At 76.6% G+C, this 23097-nt stretch carries 21 protein-coding genes; 15 read left to right on the plus strand and 6 right to left on the minus strand.

Annotated elements, in window-relative coordinates; all coding sequences use genetic code 11:
* Positions 1 to 15: 15 nt before the first annotated feature.
* From ABT093_RS30115 to ABT093_RS30130, 4 genes are read left to right on the plus strand one after another with little or no spacing between them, the layout of a single operon-like run.
* A complete protein-coding gene (locus ABT093_RS30115; protein ID WP_350569826.1) occupies positions 16 to 645 on the plus strand; it encodes a hypothetical protein in 630 nt (209 codons plus the stop codon).
* A gap of 12 nt (positions 646 to 657) precedes the next feature.
* The gene (locus ABT093_RS30120; RefSeq protein ID WP_350569828.1) at positions 658 to 2703 is read left to right on the plus strand and encodes an ABC transporter permease; all 2046 of its coding nucleotides are present in this window, start codon (positions 658 to 660) and stop codon (positions 2701 to 2703) included.
* Positions 2700 to 3431 (plus strand): ABC transporter ATP-binding protein, encoded by a 732-nt coding sequence (locus ABT093_RS30125; RefSeq protein WP_350569830.1) that lies wholly within the window; start codon positions 2700 to 2702, stop codon positions 3429 to 3431. The genes ABT093_RS30120 and ABT093_RS30125 overlap by 4 nt, the downstream gene beginning before the upstream one ends.
* An 8-nt stretch (positions 3432 to 3439) precedes the next feature.
* Positions 3440 to 4138, plus strand: a complete 699-nt coding sequence (locus ABT093_RS30130) for an ATP-binding cassette domain-containing protein (protein WP_350569831.1) — start codon at positions 3440 to 3442, stop codon at positions 4136 to 4138.
* Positions 4139 to 4236: 98 nt separating this feature from the next.
* Here ABT093_RS30130 and ABT093_RS30135 read toward each other — a convergent pair whose 3' ends face one another.
* Both ABT093_RS30135 and ABT093_RS30140 read right to left on the minus strand, forming a co-directional pair.
* Positions 4237 to 4971 (minus strand): MIP family channel protein, encoded by a 735-nt coding sequence (locus tag ABT093_RS30135; protein ID WP_350569833.1) that lies wholly within the window; start codon positions 4969 to 4971, stop codon positions 4237 to 4239.
* Between the two features lie 171 nt (positions 4972 to 5142).
* Positions 5143 to 6099 (minus strand): NADP-dependent oxidoreductase, encoded by a 957-nt coding sequence (locus ABT093_RS30140; protein WP_350569835.1) that lies wholly within the window; start codon positions 6097 to 6099, stop codon positions 5143 to 5145.
* 168 nt (positions 6100 to 6267) lie between these two features.
* Between ABT093_RS30140 and ABT093_RS30145 the strand changes: the two genes are divergently transcribed.
* Positions 6268 to 7692: a LuxR C-terminal-related transcriptional regulator gene (locus ABT093_RS30145; RefSeq protein ID WP_350569837.1), complete on the plus strand. Its 1425-nt coding sequence runs from the start codon at positions 6268 to 6270 to the stop codon at positions 7690 to 7692.
* A 262-nt stretch (positions 7693 to 7954) separates the two neighbouring features.
* Here ABT093_RS30145 and ABT093_RS30150 read toward each other — a convergent pair whose 3' ends face one another.
* Positions 7955 to 8569, minus strand: a complete 615-nt coding sequence (locus ABT093_RS30150; protein ID WP_350569838.1) for a helix-turn-helix domain-containing protein — start codon at positions 8567 to 8569, stop codon at positions 7955 to 7957.
* Between the two features lie 245 nt (positions 8570 to 8814).
* On the opposite strand from ABT093_RS30150, the gene ABT093_RS30155 reads away from it, so the two are divergent.
* Positions 8815 to 9996, plus strand: a complete 1182-nt coding sequence (locus ABT093_RS30155; protein WP_350569840.1) for an NAD(P)-binding protein — start codon at positions 8815 to 8817, stop codon at positions 9994 to 9996.
* 40 nt (positions 9997 to 10036) lie between these two features.
* On the opposite strand, the gene ABT093_RS30160 is transcribed toward ABT093_RS30155, so the two are convergent.
* Positions 10037 to 10735, minus strand: coding sequence for a helix-turn-helix domain-containing protein (locus ABT093_RS30160; protein WP_350569841.1), 699 nt, complete (start codon positions 10733 to 10735; stop codon positions 10037 to 10039).
* Between the two features lie 119 nt (positions 10736 to 10854).
* Here ABT093_RS30160 and ABT093_RS30165 point away from each other — a divergent pair, with 119 nt between their 5' ends.
* Both ABT093_RS30165 and ABT093_RS30170 read left to right on the plus strand, forming a co-directional pair.
* Entirely contained in the window at positions 10855 to 12270 is a 1416-nt protein-coding gene (locus tag ABT093_RS30165) for an MFS transporter (protein ID WP_350569843.1), read from the plus strand.
* 302 nt (positions 12271 to 12572) lie between these two features.
* Positions 12573 to 12785, plus strand: coding sequence for a hypothetical protein (locus ABT093_RS30170; protein ID WP_350569845.1), 213 nt, complete (start codon positions 12573 to 12575; stop codon positions 12783 to 12785).
* A 66-nt stretch (positions 12786 to 12851) separates the two neighbouring features.
* Here ABT093_RS30170 and ABT093_RS30175 read toward each other — a convergent pair whose 3' ends face one another.
* Positions 12852 to 13346: a YbaK/EbsC family protein gene (locus tag ABT093_RS30175; RefSeq protein WP_350569847.1), complete on the minus strand. Its 495-nt coding sequence runs from the start codon at positions 13344 to 13346 to the stop codon at positions 12852 to 12854.
* 362 nt (positions 13347 to 13708) lie between these two features.
* Between ABT093_RS30175 and ABT093_RS30180 the strand changes: the two genes are divergently transcribed.
* The 6 genes from ABT093_RS30180 to ABT093_RS30205 all read left to right on the plus strand — a co-directional run bounded on the left by ABT093_RS30180 (position 13709) and on the right by ABT093_RS30205 (position 20607).
* On the plus strand, positions 13709 to 16702 hold the full coding sequence (locus ABT093_RS30180) for a sensor histidine kinase (protein WP_350569849.1): 2994 nt from the start codon (positions 13709 to 13711) through the stop codon (positions 16700 to 16702).
* On the plus strand, positions 16699 to 17130 hold the full coding sequence (locus ABT093_RS30185) for a roadblock/LC7 domain-containing protein (RefSeq protein WP_350569851.1): 432 nt from the start codon (positions 16699 to 16701) through the stop codon (positions 17128 to 17130). Before ABT093_RS30180 ends, ABT093_RS30185 begins: the two co-directional genes overlap by 4 nt.
* A gap of 7 nt (positions 17131 to 17137) precedes the next feature.
* Positions 17138 to 17569: a DUF742 domain-containing protein gene (locus ABT093_RS30190; RefSeq protein WP_502884347.1), complete on the plus strand. Its 432-nt coding sequence runs from the start codon at positions 17138 to 17140 to the stop codon at positions 17567 to 17569.
* Between the two features lie 3 nt (positions 17570 to 17572).
* Positions 17573 to 18181 (plus strand): GTP-binding protein, encoded by a 609-nt coding sequence (locus tag ABT093_RS30195; protein ID WP_350569853.1) that lies wholly within the window; start codon positions 17573 to 17575, stop codon positions 18179 to 18181.
* Positions 18182 to 18274: 93 nt separating this feature from the next.
* Complete coding sequence (locus ABT093_RS30200) at positions 18275 to 19408, plus strand: FAD-dependent monooxygenase (protein ID WP_350569855.1); 1134 nt, start codon at positions 18275 to 18277, stop codon at positions 19406 to 19408.
* Positions 19409 to 19527: 119 nt separating this feature from the next.
* Positions 19528 to 20607, plus strand: a complete 1080-nt coding sequence (locus ABT093_RS30205; protein WP_350569856.1) for an aminotransferase class I/II-fold pyridoxal phosphate-dependent enzyme — start codon at positions 19528 to 19530, stop codon at positions 20605 to 20607.
* Here ABT093_RS30205 and ABT093_RS30210 read toward each other — a convergent pair.
* Entirely contained in the window at positions 20590 to 21375 is a 786-nt protein-coding gene (locus tag ABT093_RS30210) for a serine hydrolase (protein ID WP_350569857.1), read from the minus strand. The two genes, ABT093_RS30205 and ABT093_RS30210, sit on opposite strands and share 18 nt — an antisense overlap.
* Before the next feature lie 186 nt (positions 21376 to 21561).
* Here ABT093_RS30210 and ABT093_RS30215 point away from each other — a divergent pair, with 186 nt between their 5' ends.
* Positions 21562 to 23091, plus strand: coding sequence for a right-handed parallel beta-helix repeat-containing protein (locus tag ABT093_RS30215; RefSeq protein ID WP_350569858.1), 1530 nt, complete (start codon positions 21562 to 21564; stop codon positions 23089 to 23091).
* Positions 23092 to 23097 lie beyond the last annotated feature (6 nt).

The following is a 23097-nucleotide window of genomic DNA, read 5'->3' on the forward strand; positions in this document are numbered from 1 at the left end:
CATCAAGGCGGATCCATGGACGAATCGCAATCCGGGCGACGGAGCACCGCGAACCGTGCGAAGGGCGCGGTGGCCCGCGCGCTGCGCTCGGCGCGGGAGGGCGGCGGGTGGGCCGGCTGGGCGCTGGTCGCGGTGGGCGCGGTGCTCTGCGTGCTGGGCTGGTACGGCGTGTCCGGCGAGCGCTTCGTCGAGCAGCAGGTCCCGTACCTGGCCTCGGCGACCGTCCCGGGTGCGGCGCTGATCGTGGCGGGCGCCGTCCTGGCCGCCCTGCGCCCGCCCGGGCGAACGCGCACGCCCACACCCACGCCCACGCCCACGGACCGCCGGATCGCGCACCTGTACGCCCTGCTCGTCGAGCCCGCCGACACCGAGGGCACCGCCGGCACCGCCGACGCCGAGGGCAGCGCGGTCACGGCGGACGGCGAAGAGCCCGCCGGCCCCCCGCTGGCCGTCCCCGGGGGCACGCTCTACCACCGCCCGGACTGCCCGCTGGTGGCGGGCAAGCCCGCCGCCGCCCCGGTCGACGCGGCCGCCGTCCGGGACCGCGGGCTCACCCCCTGCCGGCTCTGCGACCCGGATCCGCCCGGCGGCAACCCCGCCGGCCCCACCACCCGTCCGGGCGATCCCCGCCCGCCGACCGGCTGAGGCGGCCGGCCCATGAGCACCCTCCACGCCGCCGCCCTCCACGCCGCCGCCCTCCACCCCGCCGCCCTCCACTCCGTCGGCCTCGACTCGGCCGGCCTCACCGTCGACCTCGCCCTCGCCGGGCTGACCGTCGGCAGCGCCGCCGCGCTCAGCGGCATCGGCCTGGTCGTCTGCCACCGCGCCACCGGCGTGCTCAACCTCGCCCAGGGCGCGCAGGCCATGCTGGTCGCCTACCTGCTGCGGGACCTGGTCGTCGAGCGGCAGTGGCCCGTCTGGCCGGCCGTCGCGTGCTGCCTGCTGCTGGTGGCGCCCGCGCTCGGGGTGCTGCTGGACGTGCTGGTGTACCGGCCGCTGCAGCGGCGCGGCGCCGGAGCGGCCGAGACGATGGTGGCCGGACTCGGCGTGTTCGTGCTGCTCATCGGGGTGGTGGTGCTGGTGTGGGGCGCCGCGCCGGTGGGCGGGGCGCCCTCGCCGTTCGGCGGGGGGCCGCTCGTGCTGCCCGGCGGGCACACGCTGCGCCCGGACACGGTGGCGCAGCTGGCCGCGATCCTGGTGCTCGCCCTGACGGTCGGGGCGACCACCCGGTTCACGCCGTTCGGCCTGCGGCTGCGGGCGGTGGTGGACGACCGGCGGCTCGCCGAGCTGGCCGGGGTGGACGCCGACCGGGTGTCGGCGGCCGGGTGGGCGTTCGGCTCGTTCACCGCCGGGCTGGTCGGCATCGCGCTCGCGCCGTACCTGCTGCTCGACCCGTACGGGCTGCCGCTGCTGGTGATGGAGACGATGGCCGTCGCGGTGGCGGCCCGGCTGCGCAGCATCCCGGTCGCGGTGGTGACCGGGCTGGGGCTGGGCGTGCTGCAGGCGGAGCTGACCCGGTTCCGGCCGGCCGGGCAGCTGCTGCCGCTGGTGCAGGCGGTGCAGGCGAACCTGTTCGTGGTGGCGCTGCTCGTCGCCGCGCTGCTGGCCGGCCCCGGGCTCACCGGCGGGCGCGGCGGCGTGGACGTCCCGCCGGCGCGGGCCCGCGGCGGGCGGGGCGGCCGGGCGGCGCGGGCGGTCTGCCTGGTGCTGCTCCTGCTGCCGCTGGGCTTTCGCGGCAACGACCTGCGCGGCGCGCTGCTGGTGCCGGCGCTGGCGCTGGTGCTGCTGTCGATCGTGGTGGTGACGGGGTACGGCGGGCAGATCTCGCTCGGCCAGGCCGGGTACGCGGGGCTGGGGGCGCTCGGGACGGCGCTGCTGATGTCGGGGCGGGTCCCCGGTCTGCCCGCCCTGCCGGCCGCGCCGGCGCTGCTGTTCGCCGTGCTGGTCACCGCGCCGCTCGGGCTGCTCACCGGCTGGCCGGCCATCCGGCGGCGCGGCCTGGCGCTGGCGCTGGTGACCTTCGCGGTCGGGACGACGCTGAGCCGCTTCGTCTTCCAGCAGCCGTACGCCACCACCGGGCTGGTCCTGGACCGGCCGGCGTTCCTGGCCGGCGACCGCGCCTTCTACCTCGCCGAACTGCTGCTGCTCGGTCTGGGCGCGGCCGTGGTGCGGGCGCTGCACGGCGGGCGCACCGGCCGGGCGCTGAGCGCGCTGCGCGACCACGAGCCGGGGGCCGCGGCGGCGGGGGTGAACGTGCCGGGGCTCAAGCTGTTCGCCTTCGTGGCGGGCGCGGCGCTGGCGGCGCTCGGCGGCGGTCTGATGGGCATGGCCGGGCGCGCCTTCGACCCGGCGGCGTTCGACCCGGTGCGCGGGCTGCTCTGGTTCGCGGCCGTGGTCGTCGCGGGTGCCGACAGCGCGCTCGCCGCCGTGCTGGCGGCGGCGCTGATCACCGGACTGGACGCGGGCACGGTGGCGGGGGTGTCGGCGGTCGCGGTCGGTGCGCTGGCGGCCGCGATCGGGCGGCTGCCGGGTGGTCTGGCCGGCCTCGCCACGGCCGGGGCGGCCCGGGCCGGCGCCCCGCCGCCCACGCCACCGCCGCCGCCCTCGTCGGCCGGTCCCACCGGCCGGCTGACCCCGGCGGGGCGGCGGGTGCGGGCGCTGATCGCCGCCCGCCGGGCGTCCGGCGGGCAGGCCGGGCCGTGACCGGGCCCCGTCCGCGCTCCGCACCGCCGGCCGCCCGGCTGACCGCGCGCGGGGTGGTGCGCCGCTACGGCGGGATCGCGGCGGTGGCCGGGGTCGACCTGGTCGCGGCGCCGGGGCGGGTGACGGGGCTGATCGGGCCGAACGGCGCGGGGAAGAGCACGCTGTTCGACTGCCTCGCCGGGACCGCCCGCCCGGACGCGGGCCGGGTGCTGCTCGGCGGCCGGGACGTCACCCGCCTGCCGGTGCACGCGCGGGTGCGGCTCGGGCTGGCCCGCACGTTCCAGCAGATCGCCGTGTTCCCGACGCTGTCGGTGGCGGACAACGTGCGGGTCGGCGCCGAGCAGCGGCCCGGCAGGGCCGGGGACCGTACGGCCCGCGCGCTCGCCGTGTTCGGGCTGGAGGCGGTGGCGGCGGAGCCGGCCGGCGGGCAGCCGACGGGCGTGCTGCGGCTGGTCGAGCTGGCGCGGGCGCTGGCCGGCGGGCCGCGCGTCCTGCTGCTGGACGAGCCGGCGGCGGGCCTGGACACCGCGCAGACCGCCCGGCTGCTCACCGTTCTGCGCGGCTTGGCCGACGACGGCATGGCCCTGGTGCTGGTCGAGCACGATCCCGACCTGGTCTCCGAACTCGCCGACACCGTCTACGCGATGGCCGACGGCCGGGTGGTCGCCGCCGGCCCGACGGCGGCGGTGCTGGCCGACCCGCGGGTGGTCCGGGCCTGGGGCCGGTGAGGACGCCCATGTCCGCCGAAGTCGCCCTGCTGGCCGTGCGGGTGCGCTACGGCCCGCTGGAGGCCCTGCACGGGGTGGACCTGGCCGTGCCGTCCGGCGGGGTGACGGTGCTGCTCGGCCGCAACGGCTCCGGCCGCACCAGCGTGCTGCACGCGCTGGCGGGGCTGGTGCGCCCGGCCGCCGGGCGGGTGGTGTGGCGGGGGCGGGACGTCACCGCGCTCGGCGTGCACCAGCGGGTGCGGCTCGGCCTCGCGCTGGTGCCGGCCGAGCGCGCCGTGTTCCCCTCGCTCACCGTCGCCGAGCACCTCGCCCTCGCCGCCCCCACCCGGGGCGGCCCGGCGCGGGGCGGCCCGGCGCGCGAGGCGCTGGCGCTGTTCCCCGAACTCGCCGCGCTGCTGCCCCGCCCGGCCGGCACGCTCTCCGGCGGCCAGCAGCAACTCGTCGCCGTGGCCAGGGCGTTGACCACCGCACCGACCCTGCTGCTGCTCGACGAGCCGGACCGGGGGCTGGCCCCGGCCGTCGCCGCCCGGCTGCACGCGCACCTGCTGTCCTCGTCCGCCGCCACCGGCCGGACCGTGGTGCTGACCGCGCAGACCCTCCCGCCCGCTCTCGCCCCCGCGGCCGCCGTGCACGTCCTGCACCGCGGCGAGCTCACCTTCTCCGGGGAGCCCGCCGAGACGGGAACACCCCCGGACGCGCCGCGGTGATCGCCTCCCCGGCGCGGGGCGGGCCGCTCGACGACAGAAGGGTCCGCGGCAGGCTTCGTGGCGCCTGCCGCGGACCCTCACCCCCCGGGGACCGGCCCCTACAGCGCCCGCGCGTCCGTGGCGAGCGCCTCGGCGACGGGGAGGTTGGGCTGGGGGTGGGTCAGCAGGTGCATGCCGGCCGCCAGGGCGCCGCCGATCAGCGGGGCGAGCAGGAACAGCCACAGCTGGGAGAGCGCCGGGCCGCCCGCGAACAGGGCCGGGCCCAGGCTGCGGGCCGGGTTCACCGAGGTGCCGGTGAGCGGGATGCCGACCAGGTGGACGACGACCAGCGCCATGCCGATCGGCAGGCCGTCGAAGCCGGTGACGGCGAGCCGGTGGGTGACGGCGAGGACGACGTAGACCAGCAGGAAGGTCAGCACGACCTCGGTGAGGAAGGCGCCGCCGGCGTTGATGTGGACCGCGGAGCGGTCACCCCAGCCGTTGGTGCCGAGCTTGCCGTGCGTCTCCAGGCCCGGGACCTGCTTGGCGAGCAGCAGCACCAGGGCCGCGCCCGCTATGCCGCCGAGCACCTGGGCGACCCAGTACGACACCGCGGTGCGGCCGTCGATCCGGCGGGCGAGCAGGAAGCCGAGCGTCACCGCCGGGTTCACGTGGCAGCCGGAGATCGGCCCGAGCGCGTAGGCGAGCGCGAGGAGCACGAAGCCGAACGCGAGCGCGATGCCCACCGAGCCGATGGCGTCCCCCGCCAGTACCGCCGCGCCCACCGCCAGCAGCACCAGCAACAGCGTTCCGAGGAATTCGCCGACCACCGCGCGCCTGTCCAGCCTGTCCATCCGGGTCCTCCAGACCTCGTCCGTACGGACGGCCTGGCGCCGCCCGCACACCCGGTCGGCCCAGCGTCCGCGGGAGCGGGCGCAGGGTCGGCCGACCGGGTGATCCCCGTGATCACGGGGGTTCCGAGCGTTGAAGTATTCCAAAGGAGTGAAAATCGGACCAATCGGCTCTTAGTTCACGATCAGGACGATCTTGCCCCTCAGGTGGCCGCGCGCGCTCTCGGCCTGCGCCTCGGCGGCCTGAGCCAGCGGCAGAACCCGGTGCAGCGGCAGCGTCAGAGCGCCCGCCGCGAACAGGCCGAGCGCGCCGTGCAGCGCCGGACGGTCGTAGGTGGCGGTCGCCTCGCCGCCGGTGAAACGGACCCCGTGCTGCTCGGCGCCCTGCCAGTCGGCGATGGTCAGCACCCGCTCGGCGCCGCCCGCCAGCTCGACCGACAGCGGGAGGACGCCGGTCCCGGCCGCGTCCAGCACCCGGTCCACGCCCCCGGGCGCGAGGGCGCGGACCCGCTCGGCCAGCCCCGCGCCGTACGTCACCGGCACGGCACCCAGCTCGCGCAGGTACGCGTGGTTGGCCTCGCTCGCGGTGCCGATCACCCGGATCCCCCGGGCCCGCGCGAACTGCAGCAGCAGCGTGCCGACGCCGCCCGCCGCCCCGTGCACCAGCAGCGTGTGGCCGGGCTCGGCGCCCAGCAGGTCCAGCGAGCGCCAGGCGGTCTCGGCGGCCGCCGGGACCGCCGCGGCCTGCGCCCAGCCGAGCGCGGCCGGCTTGCGGACCAGCCGGTCCGCCCGCGCCAGGACGTACTCCGCGTACCCGCCGCCGTGCACCGCGCCGAGCACCTCGTCGCCGGCCCGCCACTCGGTGACGTCCGGGCCGACCGACTCCACCACGCCCGCGACCTCGTAGCCGGGGACGGCGGGGAAGGCGACCGGGAACAGCGCGGTCAGCGAGCCGGACCGCACCTTGTGGTCGAGCGGGTTGACGCCGACGGCGCGCACGGTGATCCGCACCTGCCCGGGGCCGGGCGCGGGCAGTTCGATCCCGATCGGCCGCAGGACGTCCACCCCGCCGAACTCGGAGAAGCCGATCGCCTTGGCCGGGAGGGTGCGGGTGTCCGAGGGGTTGCTCATGGGAATGCCCACCGTTCCTTCGTTCCGGGGGAGTTCGGCGACCGCCGCGCTCCCGGTGACGGCTCCAGCCTGGTACCGGCGGCGGGGTCGGGCGCCCAGCCGTTCGGACGGTTCCACCCGGCCGTTCGGCCAGGCCGGCGGGGAGCGGCGCACACTACGCTGGTCGCCATGACGGAGCGGCCGCGCGGCGACGACGGGAACGACGCCAACGACAGGGACGGCGCCGGCGACGGGCCGGCGGGGCCCGGCGGGTGGTCCTGGGACGACCCGGAGGGTGCCCTGGCCCTCACCGCCGAGGTGCTGCGCACACCCCGGGCGAGGCTGATGCCGAGGATCTCCGAGGTGCTCGCCGGACTCGTCCCGCACATCGCGCTGGCCCAGCTGAGCGGGATCTGCACGCACACCCCCGCGAGCGCCTCCGGCGCCGAGGAGCTGTCCGCGCGGATCACCGGCGCCGAACTGGCCCGGCTCGCGAGGGAGGTGACGCCCGGCCGCCCCTGGCAGGGCGAGGCGGTGCTCGGCGGGCGCCCGCGCCCGGCGGTCGCCGTGGCGGCGGCGCCGCCCGGCACCGACGGCGCGCTGCTGGTGCTGGTCCGGGCGCGGACCGTGGCCGGACCGGGCCGTCCCCCGGCGCCGCTGCCCGAGCGGCCGCTGCGCGTGCTGCAACAGCTGTGGGAGCTGCTGGCCACGCACTCCCACCACCGGGCCGTGGACGCCGCACCGGCGCAGGCCGCCGCCTCGCGCGCCTCGGCGAGCGCCCGGGCGCGGGCGATCGCCGAACTCGGCGGCGCCCACGCCTCCGCCCTCTCCGCGATCCTCGCGCCGCTGCGCTCCGCCGCCCTGGACGACGCCACCGCCCGGCGCACCGCCACCGAGCTGGCCGTGACCGCGCTGCTCGACCTGCGCGGCGCCGCCGACCTCGACCGCGAGCTGAGCGAGGAACCGGCCGCCACCGCCTTCGCCCGGCTCGCCGACGCGCTCCGGCCGCTGCTGCGGCACAGCCCGGTCCGGCTGGACCTGCTGGCCCCGGCCGAGGGGGACCGCTCGGTGCCCGCCGACACCGCGCACGCCGCCCGCGCCGCCGTGCGCTCCGCCGTGCTCGCCATGCTGGAGCAGGACGGCCTGGGCCGGCTGCACGTGCGCTGGCAGTTCATCGGCAACGGCCTGCGCGCGGTCGTCCGGGACGACGGCCCCGGCCTGCTGGGCGCCGACGCGCTGGCCGTCCACCGCACCGCCGACCGGATCGCCGCCCTGGCCGGCGCCCTGACGGTCGACGCCGTCCCGGGCTGGGGCACCACGGTGACGGTCGACCTGCCGCTGGCCGCCCCCGAGACGGACGGCGCGGGCCCGGCCGACCCGCTGGAGGGCCTGCACCCGCGGGAGCTGGAGGTCCTGGACCAGCTCGCCCGGGGCCGGCGCAACCGCGAGATCGCCCACGCCCTGCACATCAGCGAGTCCACGGTGAAGTTCCACGTCGCCAACATCCTGGCCAAGCTCGGCGTCGCCTCCCGGGGCGAGGCCGCGGCCCTCGCCCACCGCGCCGGCCTGCCCTCCACCGCGCACCCGGCCGCCGCCCTGCACGCCGCCTCCTGACCCGCGACCGCCCCGCGTGCGGCACCCCGTGCCCTCAGGGGCGGGCGGCGGTGGCGACGGCGCAGAGGGGGCCCGGGCGGGCGCACGGCTCGGGCAGGTGGGGCGAGAACCGCGCGGCCGGGATCACCGGGCCGGGCGAGGACCGGTCGGCGGGTCGTCCCGCCCGCCGCCGGGCAGGAGCGTCACGGCGCCCCGGCCGCCTCCGGCGCCGCCCGGAGGGCCGCCGCCACGCGCCGCCACCGCTTCACCGGCGGACCCGCCCTCACGCCTCCCCCTCCCCCTTCGCGCTCTTCGGGCGGCTGCGGGCACGCAGGTGGAGGCGCTCGCCCTGCTTGCCGAAGAGGCTGAGGACCTCGACGTCCCCCGCGCCGGTGGAGCCGAACCAGTGCGGGTTCTGGCAGTCGAACTCGGCCGCCTCGCCCGGGGCGAGGACGACGTCGTGCTCGCCGAGCAGCAGCCGCAGACGACCGGAGAGCACGTAGAGCCACTCGTGGCCGGTGTGGGTGGCGAGCGAGGGGGTCTGCTGGGCCGCCGGGATGGTGATCTTGAACGCCCGGGGCTCGGTGCGGTGGCGGGAGAGCGGGACGAAGACCCGCCCGTCGGCCCGCCCCGGGTGCTGGTGGACCCGCGGGTCCTGCACGCGCGGGGCGGCGACGATCTCGTCCAGCGGGACGCCGAGGGCGGCGGCGATCGGCAGCAGGAGTTCCAGGCTGGGCTTGCGCTGCTCGGACTCCAGCCGCGACAGCGTGCTCTTGGAGATGCCGGTGGCCTGGCCGAGGTCGGCCAGGGACATGTCCTTGCGCTCGCGCAGGCGGCGCAGCCGGGGGCCGATCTGGCGCAGGGTGGCGGCGATCTCGGGGTTGGCGTCCTGGTCCATGCGCCCGATCGAACCAGGCCGTCCCGGTTGCGGCAACGCGGCCTCCCGCTCTGGCCCGGCACGGTGGGCAGCCCGGGGCCGTACTCCGTGGCCGCCGCACGGCGCGACGGCAACACCTCGTGGAACGTCCTGGTCAGCGGGGGCGCGGTGGAGGGCTGTCACATCCGGGCGGGCCGCGTCGTCTCCCTGTCGACAGCGTTCGCGGCCGGCCCGGCCGTGGACGGACGAACAGGGAGGACCCGGACATGGCGCGACGGCTCACCATCATCGGCGGGGGCTTCGGCGGTCTGACGGCGGCGATCTCGGCGGCCGAGGCCGGCGCCGAGGTGACGCTCCACGAGGCGCACCGGCGGCTCGGCGGCCGGGCCCGCACCACGCGGGCGCCGTACCGGGCCAACGAGGGGCCGCACGCCTTCTACCGGCGCGGCCCGCACTGGGCGTGGCTGCGGCAGCGCGGGCTGGTCGGCCCGCTCGCCCGGATCCCGCTGGGCGCGCTGCTGCGCACCCGCTACCTCCTCGACGACCGCCCGCGCGCCCTGCCGCCGCTGGCGCTGTCCCGGCTGGCGGCCCGCCGGGACGCGCCGGTCGGCCGGACCTTCCTGGGCTGGGCGAGCGAGGTGGCGGGCGAGCGCACGGCCCGCGCGGCGGCCAGCTTCGCGGCCGTCGCGACCTTCCACCACGATCCGGGGCTGCTGTCGGCGGCGTTCACCCAGGAGCGGTTGCGCCGGGCCGCGAGCCTGCCGCCGGAGGCGGTGTACCCGGTGGGCGGCTGGCAGTCGGTGATCGACCGGATGACCGCCCGGGCCCGGGAGCTGGGCGTGCGGATCGAGACCGGCTCCCGGCTGGAGGCGCTGCCGCCGAGCAACAACCCGATCGTCGTCGCGACCTCCCTGGAGTCGGCGCGCCAGCTGCTCGGCGATCCGACCCTGTGCGGGGAGAGCGGCCGGACGCTGCTGCTGGACGTGGCCCTGCGGTCGCGGCGCGGTGACGCCTTCTTCGTCTCGGACCTCGACCGCACCGGCTGGGTGGAGCGCTTCACCACCCAGGACGACAGTCTGGCCCCGGCCGGCGAGCAGCTCGTCCAGGCCCAACTGCCGCTGGCTCCGGCGGAGTCGAGGGAGTCCGGGCTGGCCAGGGCGGAGCACCTGCTGGACCTGGGCTTCCCGGGCTGGGCCGAGCGTGTGCTGTGGCGCCGCAGCGCCGTGGCCGCCGGCCGCACCGGCGCCGTGGACCGGCCCGGCACCACCTGGCGCGACCGGCCGGCCGTCGACCGCGGCGACGACGTCTACCTCGTCGGCGACCAGGTCGCCGCGCCGGGCGTGCTGAGCGAGGTCTCCTTCGCCAGCGCCCTCGAAGCCGTCTCCCTCGCCCTCGCCCGCCACTCCCCCCACCGCCTCCCCCGCTCCCGCACCGGCTCCGCCCGCTGAACGGCCCCGCGACGCCTCCACGCGCCGACGGCCCGCCCCGCTACGCGCCGGCGGAGCCGGTCCGCAGGACGGCGTGGTCGCCGTGGGGGCCGTAGAGGTGGAGGATCTCGACGGCCTCGGCACCGGCGGGGCCGAACCAGTGGGGTTCGGCGGTGTCGAACTCGGCGGCCTCGCCCGGGCGGAGGGTGAGGTCGCGGTCCCCGACGAGCAGGCGCAGCTCCCCCGCGAGGACGTACAGCCACTCGTAGCCGGCGTGGCTGACGAGCCTGGGTTCGCGCGGGGCGAGGACCTGCTTGAAGACCTGCACCCGCCCCGGGTACTGGGTGAGCGGGACGAGCACGCTGCCGGAGTCGCGGTGGCGGGGGCGCAGATGGAGGCGGGGGTCGCCGGTGGCGGGGGCGGCGATCAGGTGGTCCAGGGCGACGCGGTGGGCGCGGGCGAGCGGGATGAGCAGGTCGAGGGTGGGGCGGCGGTGGCCGGACTCCAGGCGGGAGAGGGTGCTCACCGAGATGCCGGTCGCCGCGCCGAGGGCGTCCAGGGTGAGGCCGCGGCCCAGGCGCAGCGCGCGCAGCCGGGGCCCGATCGCGGCGATGGTCCGCGCGACGTCGTCGATCCCGACGTCGTCGGGCCCGACGGGCTCGGCCGTCACGGGCTCGGCCGTCACGGGCTCGGTCGTCACGGGCTCGGTCGCGGTGGGGTCGCTCGCGACGGGCCCGGTCGCGGTGGGGTCGGCGTCCATGGGGCCGATTCTGCCTCCCGCCGACCGGTTTGCGATTTCCGCAAGGACGCTGGGCCGCCGCCCCCGCCCGGCCCCAGCATGGGCGCGCCGTGACCACGAACCGACCGGAAGGCCGCCCCATGAGCAGCACCACCGCGACGGCGACGACCGCGCCGCCCCCCGCGCCCCTCCTCGACGCCCGCCGGCGCTGGACCGTGCTCGCCGTCTGCGCGCTGAGCCTGTTCCTGGTCGGCCTGGACACCACGATCGTCAACGTCGGCCTGCCCGCGATCGGACGCGGCCTGCACGTGGGCACCCGCGGTCTGGAGTGGATCGTGGACGCCTACACCGTCGTCCTCGCCGGCCTGCTGATCACGGCCGGCGCGCTCGCCGACCGCTTCGGGCGCCGCCGGGTCTTCCAGTGCGGCCTGCTGGTGTTCGGCCTCGCCTCCCTCGGCTGCGCGCTCGCGCCGTCGACGGGCGTGCTGGTCGCGGCGCGCGCCCTGCAGGGGGTGGGCGCGTCGATGCTCAGCCCGGTGGCGCTGGCGATCGTGGTGAACGCGATGCCCGACCCCCGGGAGCGGGCCCGCGCGATCGGCGTGTGGGCGTCGGTGTTCGGGCTGAGCATGGCGGCCGGGCCGGTGACCGGCGGGGCGCTGGTCGCGGCGTTCGGCTGGCGGTCGGTGTTCTGGGTGAACGTGCCGGTGGTGGTTCTCGCCGTGGTGCTGAGCGCGCTGGTCGTGCCGGAGTCCCGCGCGCCGCGCGCCCGCCGGCTCGACCTGCCGGGCCAGGTCCTGCTCATCGCGGCGGTGGCGGCGGCGGTGGCCGTGCTGATCGAGGGACCGCGGCTCGGCTGGGCCTCGCCGTGGGTGCTCGCCGGGTGCGCGCTGGCGGCGGCGGCCGGCGCCGGCTTCGTCCTGGCCGAGCGCCGCCGGGCCGAACCGCTGATGGACCTCGGGCTCTTCCGGCGGCCGGTGTTCGGCACGGCCGTGCTGGGCGCGGTGGCGGTGTTCGTCGCGCTGACGGTGAGTCTGCTGCTCACCACCTTCCAGCTGCAGCACGGCCGGGGGTGGACGCCGCTCGCCGCCGGGCTGGCCGCGCTGCCGATGGCACTGGGGGCGACGGTGTGCGCGCCGCTGTCCGGGGTGCTGGTGAGCCGGGGCGGGCCGCGCCGGCCGCTGCTGCTCGCGGCCTGGTCCACCGCGGCCGGCGGCGCGCTCCTGCTGCTGCGCACCTTCCTGTCCGGCGGCGCGGCCGACGTGCCGCTGCTGCTGGCCGCCAACCTCCTGCTCGGCACCGGTTTCGGCTTCGCCAACGCGCCGATCACCAACACCGCCGTGGGCGGCCTGCCGGCCGAGCGCGCGGGGGTGGCCGGGGCGATCACCTCGACGGCCCGCCAGCTCGGGTCGGCCGTCGGCATCGCGGTCGCCGGCGGCCTGGTCGCGGGCACGGGCCCGGCCGGGCTCACCGCGGCCTCCCGCCCGGGCTGGCTGGTGGTCACGGCCTGCGGCCTGTTCCTGCTGCTGGTCGCCCGCGCCGCCCGTCAGCGCCCCTGAGCACCCCCGAGGGGGCCGCCCCGGTGGTGCCCCGGCCGAGAACAAGCGCCGGCGCCGGTCTCCCCCCAGATTCGTGGGGTGGAAAGGGCACCGGGGCGCACCCGAGGATTCCGGTGGTCACGCCAGGACCACGCCCCCTACCGGAGGGACCTCCTCATGACGCCTTCCCCCTCGCGCCGGCGCACCGCCCTCACCGCGGGGACGGCCGCCCTCGTCGCCGTCGCCGGGCTGGGCCTCACCGCCGCCCCCGCCCAGGCCGACCCGCCGCCGCGCGCCACTGGTGCCTCGGCATCGACCGCGGCATGGCCGAGGACGGCAACTGGCTGCTCGACGAGCCGTGCAACTACTCGCAGAGCGAGATGTTCTTCATCCGGAAGATGCCGGGCACCAACCTGAGTTCGGTCTGGGTCAGGCACAGCAACCGCTGGCTCTCGGTGGACGGCGCCACCTCCGGATCCCACGTCGTCCAGACCTCCTTCAAGGCCGACCTGTTCGAGTTCCAGAAGCTCTGGTAGCCGCTCGCACGAGCATCCGCGGGTCCTCCCGGCGGCGCACGGCCGCCGGGAGGACCGGCCCCGCCGCTACTCCTGCGGCGGGGCCACCGTCGTGGGGGCGCCGCCGGTCAGCTTGAGCAGTTCCTCGTACGTCATCGGCACCACGGTGTGCGGGTGCCCGGCGGCGGCCCACAGCACCTCGTGGCCGGCGAGGGCGGTGTCGACGACGGTGCGCAGCGGGGCCGGGTGACCGACGGGGGCGACCCCGCCGATGGCCTGGCCGGTGGCCTCGCGGACCTGGGCGGCGCTCGCCCGGGTGATCGGGCCGGTGCCCAGTTCCCGGGCGAGGTGCCCGGTGTCGACGCGGTGGGCGCCACTGGTCATGACGAGCAGGGGCGCGCCGTCGCAGACGAAGACCAGGCTGCTGGCGATGGCGCCGGCCTCGCAGCCGAGGGCGGCGGCCGCCTCGGCGGCGGTGCGGGCGGAGTCGGGCAGGACGCGGATCTCCCCGGGCAGGCCGGCCTCGGCGAGCGCGTCGGCGACCGCCCGGCTGCGGGCGGGCAGGGTGCTGTCGTCGGTCATCGCCCCATCCTGCCGCACGTCGGGGGCGTGCGCGCCGCCGGGGCGGGGCCGTGAACCCCGTGCTTCGGCGATGTCAAGGACCTGTGTGTGCACCGCCCGAAGATCGAACGGGCTTTCACTCCTAACACACCGTATGACTAGTATCGCCTCGTCATAAAGCCCGTGCCCCGGTCGGTGCGGCCCTCACCGGGCCGGCCGCCAGCCCCAAGGAGTCAGCTCTGCGCGCGCGTGCGAATCGGCGGCCCCCGACGCCGAAGGCCCCCCGCAGGCGTCGTCCGCGCCTGTCACTGCGGACGGCACTGCTCGTCCTCGCCCTCGTCCCCAGCATCGCGCTGGCCGTCCTGTGGGCGGTCACCAGCGGTGTGACCTTCCTCGACTTCCTGCGTCAGGCGGACCAGGGCCTGCTCGCCCAGAAGGCGGGACAGCCGTCCAACATCGTCTACTACAACCTCCAGGAGGAGCGCCGGCTCAGCGCCGAGACGCTCGCCCGGCCCGGCACCGTCACCGAGCAGCTGCAACGCCAGCGCAAGCTCACCGACGAGGCCGTGCAGAAGTTCCAGGCCCTCTCCAAGGAGACCGCCGGCAGCGCGCCCGCCGAGGTGCTCACGGCCGTCGCCGAGGCCCGGCGCGCGATGGAGCGCCTGGGCGAACAGCGGGCCGCCGTCGACAAGGGCACCGCCGACCAGCAGAGCGTCTACACGTACTACACCGACCTGATCGCCGTGGACCTGCGGCTATTCACCGCGCTCAGCCACGTCGACAACGGCGAGGTCACCTGGATCTCCAAGACCCTGGTCAACTCCTTCTGGGCGAAGGAGATGCTGGCCCGCGAGGACGCGATCCTCGCCCGCGGCTGGCCGTCCGGCAAGCTCAGCGCCTCCGACTACCAGCTCGTCCAGCAGGCGATCGGCGCCCAGGACCACCTCTTCACCGTCCAGGTCGTCCCCTACCTGCCGGAGGGCGAACGGGGTGCCTGGTCGGAGCTGCTGAGCGGCTCCGCGTGGCAGGCCAAGGCCTCCGTGGAGCAGGCCCTCACCCGCCCGGCCGCCGCCGCCGACGCGACCGGCACCGTCCGGCTCCCGCAGCTGCAGGACCAGTGGCGCCAGGCCGTCGACCAGGTCAACCCGCAGCTGGTGAAGCTCCTGGAGACCCGCACCGACGGCGTGGTCGAGGTCGGCAAGGGCTCGTTCCTCTCGCTGCTCACCCGGGTCGCGCTGACCGCCGTGATCGGCCTGGTCGCGCTGATCGCGGTGGTCGTCACCAGCTGGCGGCTGACCCGCTCGCTGCGCCGCCGGATCAGGGACCTGCAGAACCAGGCGCAGGAGCTGGAGCGCACCCTGCCGGAGGTCGTCGAGCGCCTCGCCCGCGGCGAGCAGGTCGACGTCGAGGCGGAGAGCCGGGCGATCACCGCCGGGGCGCACGCCCGCGGCGGCGACGAACTCGCCCAGCTCGGGCAGTCGATGAACCTCGCCCGCACCTCCGCGCTGGAGACCGCCGTCCGGCAGGCCGAGCAGCACCGCGGCTTCGAGCGGCTGCTGCAGCGCATCGCCCGCCGCACCCAGCTGCTGATCGGCCAGCAGCTGCGCAAGCTGGACGCCCTGGAGCGCCGGCACGAGGACCCGGAGGTGCTGGAGGGTCTGTTCGACCTCGACCACCTGACCGCCCGTCTGCGCCGCTACGAGGAGAACCTGGTCATCATGGCCGGCGGCCAGCCGCAGCGGAAGTGGCGCAAGCCGGTGCCGCTGCTGGACGTGCTGCGCTCGGCGCAGGGCGAGGTGCAGGAGTACCGCCGGATCGTGCTGGACGTCGAGGGCCACCCGTGGCTCTCCGAGCGGGCGGTCGGACCGGTCGCCCACGTGGTCGCCGAGCTGATGGAGAACGCGGCGAGCTTCTCGAAGCCGCCCACGCCGGTCGACGTGCGGGCAGCCGTCGTCGGGCGCGGGCTCGCCATCGAGATCGAGGACCGCGGCCTGGGCATGGACCTGGAGCAGTACGACGCGGCCAACGCGCTGATGGCCGCCGCGCTCGCCGACGACCCGCCGCGCACCGACATGCTGGCGCGCGGCGACGACATCCGCCTCGGCTTCCACGTGGTGGGCCGGCTGGCGGCCGCGATCGGCCTGCAGATCGAGTTCCGCCCGTCGGCCTTCGGCGGGACCAGGGTGGTCGTGCTTGTCCCCGGCGAGTACGTGCTGGGCGGCGGCGACGGCCTGCCGGACGGCGGCGCGGTCACCCCGATCCCGCTCGCCCGGCGCCAGCGGCCCGAGCAGCGCAAGGAGCCCGCGCCGCTCGCCTCGGTGACCGAGATGCCCTCGGCCGCGGCCGGCCCGGCGTCCTCGCCGGTCGTCGCGGTGGACGAGGCCGAGGAGCGCGCGGCCCGCGCGGGGACCGCGGCCGACCCGGACCCGGCGGGCGCCGACTGGTTCACCCCCGGCACCCACCAGACGCCGGCCCAGGCCTTCGCCCACGTCGAGTACGTGCCGCCGTCGGACGACGAGGTCTTCGGGGTACCGCCCCGCGACGGTCAGGACGACCACCTCGACGACGGGTTCGGCGACGACTTCGGTGACGGCTTCCGCGGCGGCTTCGGCGACGGCTTCGCCCACGGCGACGCGGACGGCTACCTGTACCCGCTCGCGGGGCACGGCGCGCCCGGCGAGGTCCACGGCTACGTCCCCCCGGCGCACGGCGGCCCCGCCCAGCCCGGCTACGACGACCCCGCCTACCCGGACATCGCCTACGCGACGGTGACGCCCGCCGAGGCCCCGTACGCCGACGAGCAGTACCGGCCCGCCGACCACTACCGGCTGGCCGAGCGGCGGCGCGAGGACGGCACCGCGGACCGGCCGGCCGCCGCCCCGGCGGCCCCGGCCGCACCGCCGGCGGGCTCCCAGCCGCCGCTGCCGCAGCGGGTCCGGCAGGCCAGCCTGGCCGCCGAGCTGCGCGTCCCCCCGGCACCCCGGCCCCCCTATGCCGGGACCGCCGGGAACCCCGGGAGCACCGGGAACCCCGCCGACACCGGCGGCACCGGCGGCGCCAGCCCCGGAACCACCGCGGGCCCGTTCCAGCGCCCGCCGCGCCGCTCGGGCGCCACGGTCGGCGCCTTCCAGCGCCAGTCCCGGGCCGCCCGCGGCCTCGGCGCCGCCGAGCCCGGCAGCACGCCCGCCACCGACCCCACCGACCCCGCCGGCCCCGAGCGCACCGCCGCGGACCAGGCCGCCGCGCACCGCGGCCTGCCGCCCGGCCAGGCCTCCCCCGCGGCCGTCGCCGACCCCCCGACTCCCGCGCCGGGTCCCTCCCCCTGGGCCCTCCCGGCCGCGGACCCCCGAACCACGAGGACGGAAGACCAGTCATGAACCGCACCATCGCCACCCACCAGGACCTCGACTGGCTGCTGGACGGACTCGTCGACACGGTGCCCGGGACGAGAAGCGCCGTACTGCTCTCCGACGACGGCCTGGTGGTCAGCCACTCGCGCTCCATCGACCGCGCCGACGCCGAGCGCCTGGCGGCCGTCGCCACCGGCCAGCAGAGCCTCGCCCGGGGCATCGGCCAGCTGTTCGACGGCGGCCCGGTGCACCAGGTGATCATCGAGCTGGCCGAGCTCTGGCTGTTCGTCATCGCCGCCGCCCGGGGCACCCACCTCGCGGTGGTCGCCGACCAGGAGGTGGACGCCGAGGTGATGTCGGTGGCCATGCACCAGCTCGTCCAGCAGGTCGGCCAGAAGCTCAGCACGCCGGTCCGCAGCGAGTTCGACGCCTTCGCCGCCAGGAACCGGGGGTGACGCCACGGTGAGGCCGCACTGGAGCGAGCTGCCCGACGAGGACGAGGACGACGAGTACGGTGCCGGCACCATGGTGCGCCCGTACACCATCACCCGCGGCCGGACGGCGCCGGAGCACGACCACCTCACCCTGATCACGCTGCTGACCACGGTCGAGGAGCTCGCGGACCCGGTCCTGGCCGCCCGGTCGTCCGGCCTCCGCGGACTGCAGCCGGAGCACCGCCTGATCCTGGAGCGGTGCCGCCGGCCGGCCGCCGTCGCCGAGGTGGCGGCCGGGCTCGACCTGCCGGTCTCGGTGACCAAGATCCTCCTGGGCGACCTCATCGCCCAGGGGTTGCTGCGGGCCCGGGCACCGATCTCGGTGGCCCGGGCCTCGGGGGACGGCGGCCTGGACCTCGGGCTGCTGACGGCCGTACGCGAAGGACTCCGGAGGCTCTGAACCATGGCACGATCCGCACCTCTCCCCTCCTCCCCCTCGTCCCCCTCCTCCGGCACCGCCCCCGTCGCCCCGGCGGCCCTGAAGATCCTGATCGCCGGCGGCTTCGGGGTCGGCAAGACCACCCTGGTCGGCACGGTCAGCGAGGTCGCGCCGCTGCGCACCGAGGAGTACCTGACCCGCGCCAGCGAGGGCGTCGACGACCTGTCCGGGGTGGACAACAAGGAGACCACCACGGTCGCCCTGGACTTCGGACGGATCACCATCAGCCCGGAGCTGGTGATCTACCTGTTCGGCACGCCCGGCCAGGAGCGCTTCTGGTTCATGTGGAACGACCTGGTGAACGGCGCGCTCGGCGGCATCGTGATCGCCGACACCCGCCGGCTGGACAGCAGCTTCGCCTCGATCGACTTCTTCGAGAGCCGGGGCATCCCGTTCGTGGTGGCGATCAACTGCTTCCACGGCGAGAACACCCGCAGCGTGGCGGAGGTCCGGGCCGCCCTGGACCTCGACCCGCAGGTGCCGATGCTGGTCGGCGACGTGCGGGTGCGGACCTTCGGGCGGGACCTGCTGCTCGCGCTGGTCGACCACCTGATGGAGCTGTCGGCCGCCTGACGGAGCCGCGGGCCGGCGCCCCGGTCCGCCGGGGTCCGGCCCGGCCCGCTGAAACGTTTTTCCCTTTCCTCCTCCCCTTGGAGTACCACCACCATGACCCCACCCCTGCGCGTCCTCGTCCACGGCGCCGGCATCGGCGGCCTGACCGCCGCCACCGCCCTCGCCGGCCGCGGCCACCGGGTCGACGTCGTCGAGCTGCGCGACGCCCTGGAGGCGCTCGGCGTCGGCATCATCCAGCCCTCCAACGCGCTGCACGTGATGCGCGAGATCGGCGTGCTGGAGCAGTGCCTGACGGTCGGCTTCGAGTGGGAGGTGCTCACCATCTGCGACCCGGCCGGCGGCGTCCTCGCCAAGATCCCGCAGCCCCGGATGGACGACGCGCCGTCCAACAACGGCATCCCCCGCCCGGCGCTGGCCCGGGTGCTGGGCGAGGCCGCCACCGCCGAAGGCGCGACCCTGCGCTTCGGCACCACCATCGCCGACCTCACCGACGAGGGCGAGGAGGTGGCGGTCACCCTGTCCGACGGCAGCAGCGCCCGCTACGACCTGGTGGTCGGCTTCGACGGCATCGGCTCGCCGCTGCGCAAGCGGCTCTACGGCGAGAAGTACGCGCCCGAGTACACCGGCTTCGCCAACTGGCGCGTCACCCTGCCGCGTTCGCCCGAGGTGCAGGGCGTGGTGATGTCCACCGGCAACCTGAAGGCGAAGGCGCTGCTGACCCCGATCAGCGCGGACCTCATGTACCTGGGCTCGGTGTTCGCCGAGGCCGAGGACTTCCGCCCGGACCCGCGGCGCGCCCACGAGCAGCTGCGCGAGCGCCTGGCCGGCTTCGGCGGGCCGATCGCCGAGGCGCTGGACCAGGTCACCGACCCGGCGGCGGTGGTGTACTCGCGGATCTCGCAGGTCACCGTCGAGGAGCCGTGGCACGTCGGCCGGGTGGTGCTGGCCGGCGACGCCGCGCACGCCTCCACCCCGCACCTGGCGCAGGGCGCCGCGATGGCCGTCGAGGACGCCCTGGTGCTGGCGCAGAGCCTGGACGCCGCCGCCTCGGTGCCCGAGGCGCTGACCGCCTGGGAGGAGCGCCGCCGGCCGCGCGCCATGTGGGTGCAGGCGCTGTCCCGGGCCGTCCTCAAGCAGGAGACCGGCACGCCGACCACCCCGGAGGAGGACGAGCTGCTGAAGGTCGGCGTCCCGGGCGCCGCACACGTGCTCGTCAAGCCCTACTGACCCGTCCCGTCCCCTCGCACGCGAACCACCCGGGCCCGGTGCGGACTTGTGTCCGCGCCGGGCCCCGGACAGACTTGACGCCCGTCCGACAAAGTGGCCAGCCGCCCGAGGAGTGACGGATGACGCCGTCCTTGTTCCGCATGCTCGACCTGCACGAGGCCGTCGAACGGGCCCGGCAGCGACCGGAGGGACGGCTGTTCGTCTCCGACTACAACGGCGGCCACCCCTTCGTCGCCGACTACCTCGGCGACCTCGCACACACCCCGCCCTACCGGCTGGGCGACGTCACCCGCTACTCGGCGCTCGACGAGGACCCCGCCCTGCGCGCCAAGATCGCCCGCCTGCACGAGGGGTACGACGCCGAGCCGTGCTCCCCGGACCGGGTCGTCCCGGCCGGCGGCTCCAGCGCACTGCTCGGCACCTTCTGCACCTGGCTGCACCTCACCGGCCGCACCCGGATCCACTACCTGCCGCCGGTCCACTACAAGTTCGCCTACTTCTTCCGGCGGTTCGGCATCGACCCGGTGAAGGTCGCCGAGGCGCACGCCCACCAGTCCGGCTTCGACCTCCGGCTCCCGGACGAGGACACGGTCCTGCTGCTCACCGACCCGGTCTGGTACACCGGCCGGCGGGTCCCCGAGCTGGTGCTCAAGCAGATCGCCGAGTGGCAGCGCGCCACCGGCTCCCTGGTGTTCGTCGACGGCACCTTCCAGTACATGCGCTGGGACGGCGGACGCCGCGAGGACTCCGCCGCGCTGCCCGCCGGCCGCACGCTGCGGATGGTCTGCCCCACCAAGTACCTGTCCATCCACGGCTACCGCTGCGCCCACCTGCTGGTCCCGGAGCCGCTGCGAGAACCGCTCGCCGAGCTGCACCTCAACCTGCACGGCGACGTCGCCCTCGCCGACCGGCTGTTCGCCCACCGGGCCGCCGACCTGATGCTGATCGAGGGCAACCACCGGCTGCTCGACCACGTCCGCGCCAACCACCAACGCCTCACCGCCGCCGGGGCGCTGGCCGAGCAGGACCGGATCGACACCGGCTACTTCCTGTTCGCCCGCCCGCACGCCCCGGCCGAACGGCTGCTCGCCCTCGACGGCCGCCACTTCGAACTCCCCGGCCGCCCGGGCTTCGTACGGATCAACCTGCTCAACGAGGCGGCGCTGGCGGGCCTGGAGGAACTAGGGCAGCACGGATGAACCGGCACCGACGGCGCTGATCGCGTGCCGCCGCTCCCACACCGCCGCCGAGACCCTGGCCAGCAGGCGGGCGGCCGGATCGGCGGCGGCCTCGTCGGCGCCCGAGGCGAGCGGGCCGGTGTAGCAGACGGCCAGCAGGTACGGGGGGCAGTCCTCGGGGGTGACCAGGCCGACGCAGTGCCGCACGCCGGGGAACCAGCCGTTCTTGAAGGCCACCCTGGTCCCCGGCGGAAGCCCGGCCGCGAGGTCGACCCGGAAGGCGTTGCGCTCCAGCAGTGCGAGCACCTGCGGCTCGCCGTCCAGGGACTGCAGCAGCCGGACCAGGTCCCGCGCCGTCACCCGGTTGTGCACCCCCGCGTCGCGCGCCCGGTAGTCCTCGATGCCGCGCGGGCTGGCGCTGCGGGTGGCCCCCGCCCGGTGCCAGACCTCGTCCACCGCCTCGTGCCCGGCCCGGGCCAGGCACAGGTTGGTGGCGAGGTTGGAGGAGTGGGTGATCATCCGCTCGGCGAGCAGCCCCAGCGGCACGGTGGCGCCCAGCAGCGTCCACGGCACCGGATCGCTGTCCCGGTCCGGATCGTTGCCGAACTCCCCGCCCGCCCGGGAGGTGAAGGTGTTCACCACCGGCACCGGCGCGCCGAGGTCCGCCCCCGCGCGGTGCAGCGCGGCCAGGACCGCCACCTTCATCGTGCTCGCGGCGTCGTGCGCCACGTCCCCGTTCCGCTCGAACACCGGCTCATCGCCCCAGGGGGCCACCACAACTGACAACATGTCGGCTCCCGTCCCCCCGCACGCCGCGGCCCAAACCGATGCGGGGCACCGACCGCTTCCGGTTGAGGTGGCGCGCGGGGCCGTGGATACTCATGGCGACTCCCGCATCCGTCCGTTCACGCAAGGTTTCTGTCGATACGTCAGTCGAATCCCGCCGCGCCGCGCCACTCCAGGAGGATCCCGCCCATGCCAGTACCCCGTCGCGCCGGCCTCGCCCTCGCGATCGCGGGCTCCGCGGTCGCCGGGACCGCGCTCCCGTTCACCGCGTACGCCGAGAGCACCGCGTCCACCGAGAGCGTCGCATCCACCGAGAGCACCGTGCTCCACGTCGACAACGGCCCCCGCTCGAACTGCTCGGACTCCGGGAGCGGCACCCGGGAGCGGCCGTTCTGCACCGTCCAGGCCGCCGCCGACGTGGCCGGACCCGGGCAGACCGTCCAGCTCGCGCCGGGCCGCCGGTTCACCGGCCAGGTCACCGTCAGGCGCTCCGGCGAGCCCGGCCGGCCGATCGTCTTCCAGGGCGCCGAGCCGACCGTCCACGCGCCGGACACCTCCGTGGGGACGCGCCACTGGGCCCGGGGGTCGGCCCCCGCTCCGCACGCCTTCGTGTTCGAGGGCGTGCACGACGTCACCGTCACCGGCCTGCGCCTGGACGCCCCGCAGGAGGGCGTGCTCGTCAAGGACTCCACCCGGATCGCCGTGGACCACAACGACGTCGAGGCCGGCGACCCGGTCCGCGGCGGCGTGCGGGCCTTCCCGGCGGCGACCCCGAGCGTCCGGATCACCGGAGCGGGCTCGTACGTCACGGTGAGCCGCAACCGGATCTCCGCCGCGCCCGTGAGCGGCGTCGCGGTCGACGCCGGGACCTCCGGCGTGGTGGTCACCACCAACCTGATCACCGGGGGCGCCGGCCGGGGCGTGCTGGTCACCGACGCGCCCGGCACGATCGTGGTGGGCAACACCTTCGGCCGCAACTGCTGGAGCGACCTGGAGTTCGCCGGGAACTCCACCGGGTCGGTGGCCGAGAACAACATCCTGGCCAAGCGGCCCGCCCCGCGCTGCGGCGGCACGCCGCCCACCGCGGTCCCGCTGGTGGTGTCGGCCGGATCCGTCCGGAGCACCAGGGTCGACTACAACACCGTCGTGCCGTGGGGCCCGTACGCCTACTCCTGGGGCGACACCCCGTTCGCCACCCCCGAGGCCTTCCGGGCCGTCGGGCAGGGCGCGAGCGACAACGCCGTCGACCCGGGATTCGCCGCCGACCGCGAGGACTACACCCCGGCCGCCGTGACGGGCGTGACGGACGCCGCCGACCCGACCGCCCTCGGCACCCTGGCCACCGACCTCCTCGGCGCCGAGCCGGCCGACCACCCGCGCTTCCCCGGCTCCACCGCCTGGGGCTACCGGGACCGCGGCGCCATCGAACTCCAGGACCCGCTGCGCGTGCGCCTGAGCGCCCGCCACCACCCCCGGACGGGCCACCCGCTCAACGCGCGGTTCGCGGCCGGGTACACGACCGGCTGGGCGCCGGGCACCGCGACGCTGGACTTCGGGGACGGCAGCGCGCCGCGCGCGGTCGACCCCGGGTACGGGTTCGTCGACCACGACTACCCGGCCGCCGGCACCTACACCGCGACGCTCACCGCCGGCGGCCCGACCGGCCCGGTCCGCACGTCCACCGCCCGGGTCACCGTCGGCCCGGCGCCGATCGGGTGACGGACC

The organism is Kitasatospora sp. NPDC002551 (assembly GCF_040296005.1).
GTDB lineage: Bacteria > Actinomycetota > Actinomycetes > Streptomycetales > Streptomycetaceae > Kitasatospora.

Coding starts and splice junctions, on each gene's coding strand:
- ABT093_RS30115 (WP_350569826.1), top strand. CDS start 16: ATGGACGAATCGCAATCCGGGCGACGGAGCACCGCGAACCGTGCGAAG.
- ABT093_RS30120 (WP_350569828.1), top strand. CDS start 658: ATGAGCACCCTCCACGCCGCCGCCCTCCACGCCGCCGCCCTCCACCCC.
- ABT093_RS30130 (WP_350569831.1), top strand. CDS start 3,440: ATGTCCGCCGAAGTCGCCCTGCTGGCCGTGCGGGTGCGCTACGGCCCG.
- ABT093_RS30135 (WP_350569833.1), bottom strand. CDS start 4,971: ATGGACAGGCTGGACAGGCGCGCGGTGGTCGGCGAATTCCTCGGAACG.
- ABT093_RS30140 (WP_350569835.1), bottom strand. CDS start 6,099: ATGAGCAACCCCTCGGACACCCGCACCCTCCCGGCCAAGGCGATCGGC.
- ABT093_RS30145 (WP_350569837.1), top strand. CDS start 6,268: ATGACGGAGCGGCCGCGCGGCGACGACGGGAACGACGCCAACGACAGG.
- ABT093_RS30150 (WP_350569838.1), bottom strand. CDS start 8,569: ATGGACCAGGACGCCAACCCCGAGATCGCCGCCACCCTGCGCCAGATC.
- ABT093_RS30155 (WP_350569840.1), top strand. CDS start 8,815: ATGGCGCGACGGCTCACCATCATCGGCGGGGGCTTCGGCGGTCTGACG.
- ABT093_RS30160 (WP_350569841.1), bottom strand. CDS start 10,735: ATGGACGCCGACCCCACCGCGACCGGGCCCGTCGCGAGCGACCCCACC.
- ABT093_RS30165 (WP_350569843.1), top strand. CDS start 10,855: ATGAGCAGCACCACCGCGACGGCGACGACCGCGCCGCCCCCCGCGCCC.
- ABT093_RS30170 (WP_350569845.1), top strand. CDS start 12,573: ATGGCCGAGGACGGCAACTGGCTGCTCGACGAGCCGTGCAACTACTCG.
- ABT093_RS30175 (WP_350569847.1), bottom strand. CDS start 13,346: ATGACCGACGACAGCACCCTGCCCGCCCGCAGCCGGGCGGTCGCCGAC.
- ABT093_RS30185 (WP_350569851.1), top strand. CDS start 16,699: ATGAACCGCACCATCGCCACCCACCAGGACCTCGACTGGCTGCTGGAC.
- ABT093_RS30195 (WP_350569853.1), top strand. CDS start 17,573: ATGGCACGATCCGCACCTCTCCCCTCCTCCCCCTCGTCCCCCTCCTCC.
- ABT093_RS30200 (WP_350569855.1), top strand. CDS start 18,275: ATGACCCCACCCCTGCGCGTCCTCGTCCACGGCGCCGGCATCGGCGGC.
- ABT093_RS30205 (WP_350569856.1), top strand. CDS start 19,528: ATGACGCCGTCCTTGTTCCGCATGCTCGACCTGCACGAGGCCGTCGAA.
- ABT093_RS30210 (WP_350569857.1), bottom strand. CDS start 21,375: ATGTTGTCAGTTGTGGTGGCCCCCTGGGGCGATGAGCCGGTGTTCGAG.
- ABT093_RS30215 (WP_350569858.1), top strand. CDS start 21,562: ATGCCAGTACCCCGTCGCGCCGGCCTCGCCCTCGCGATCGCGGGCTCC.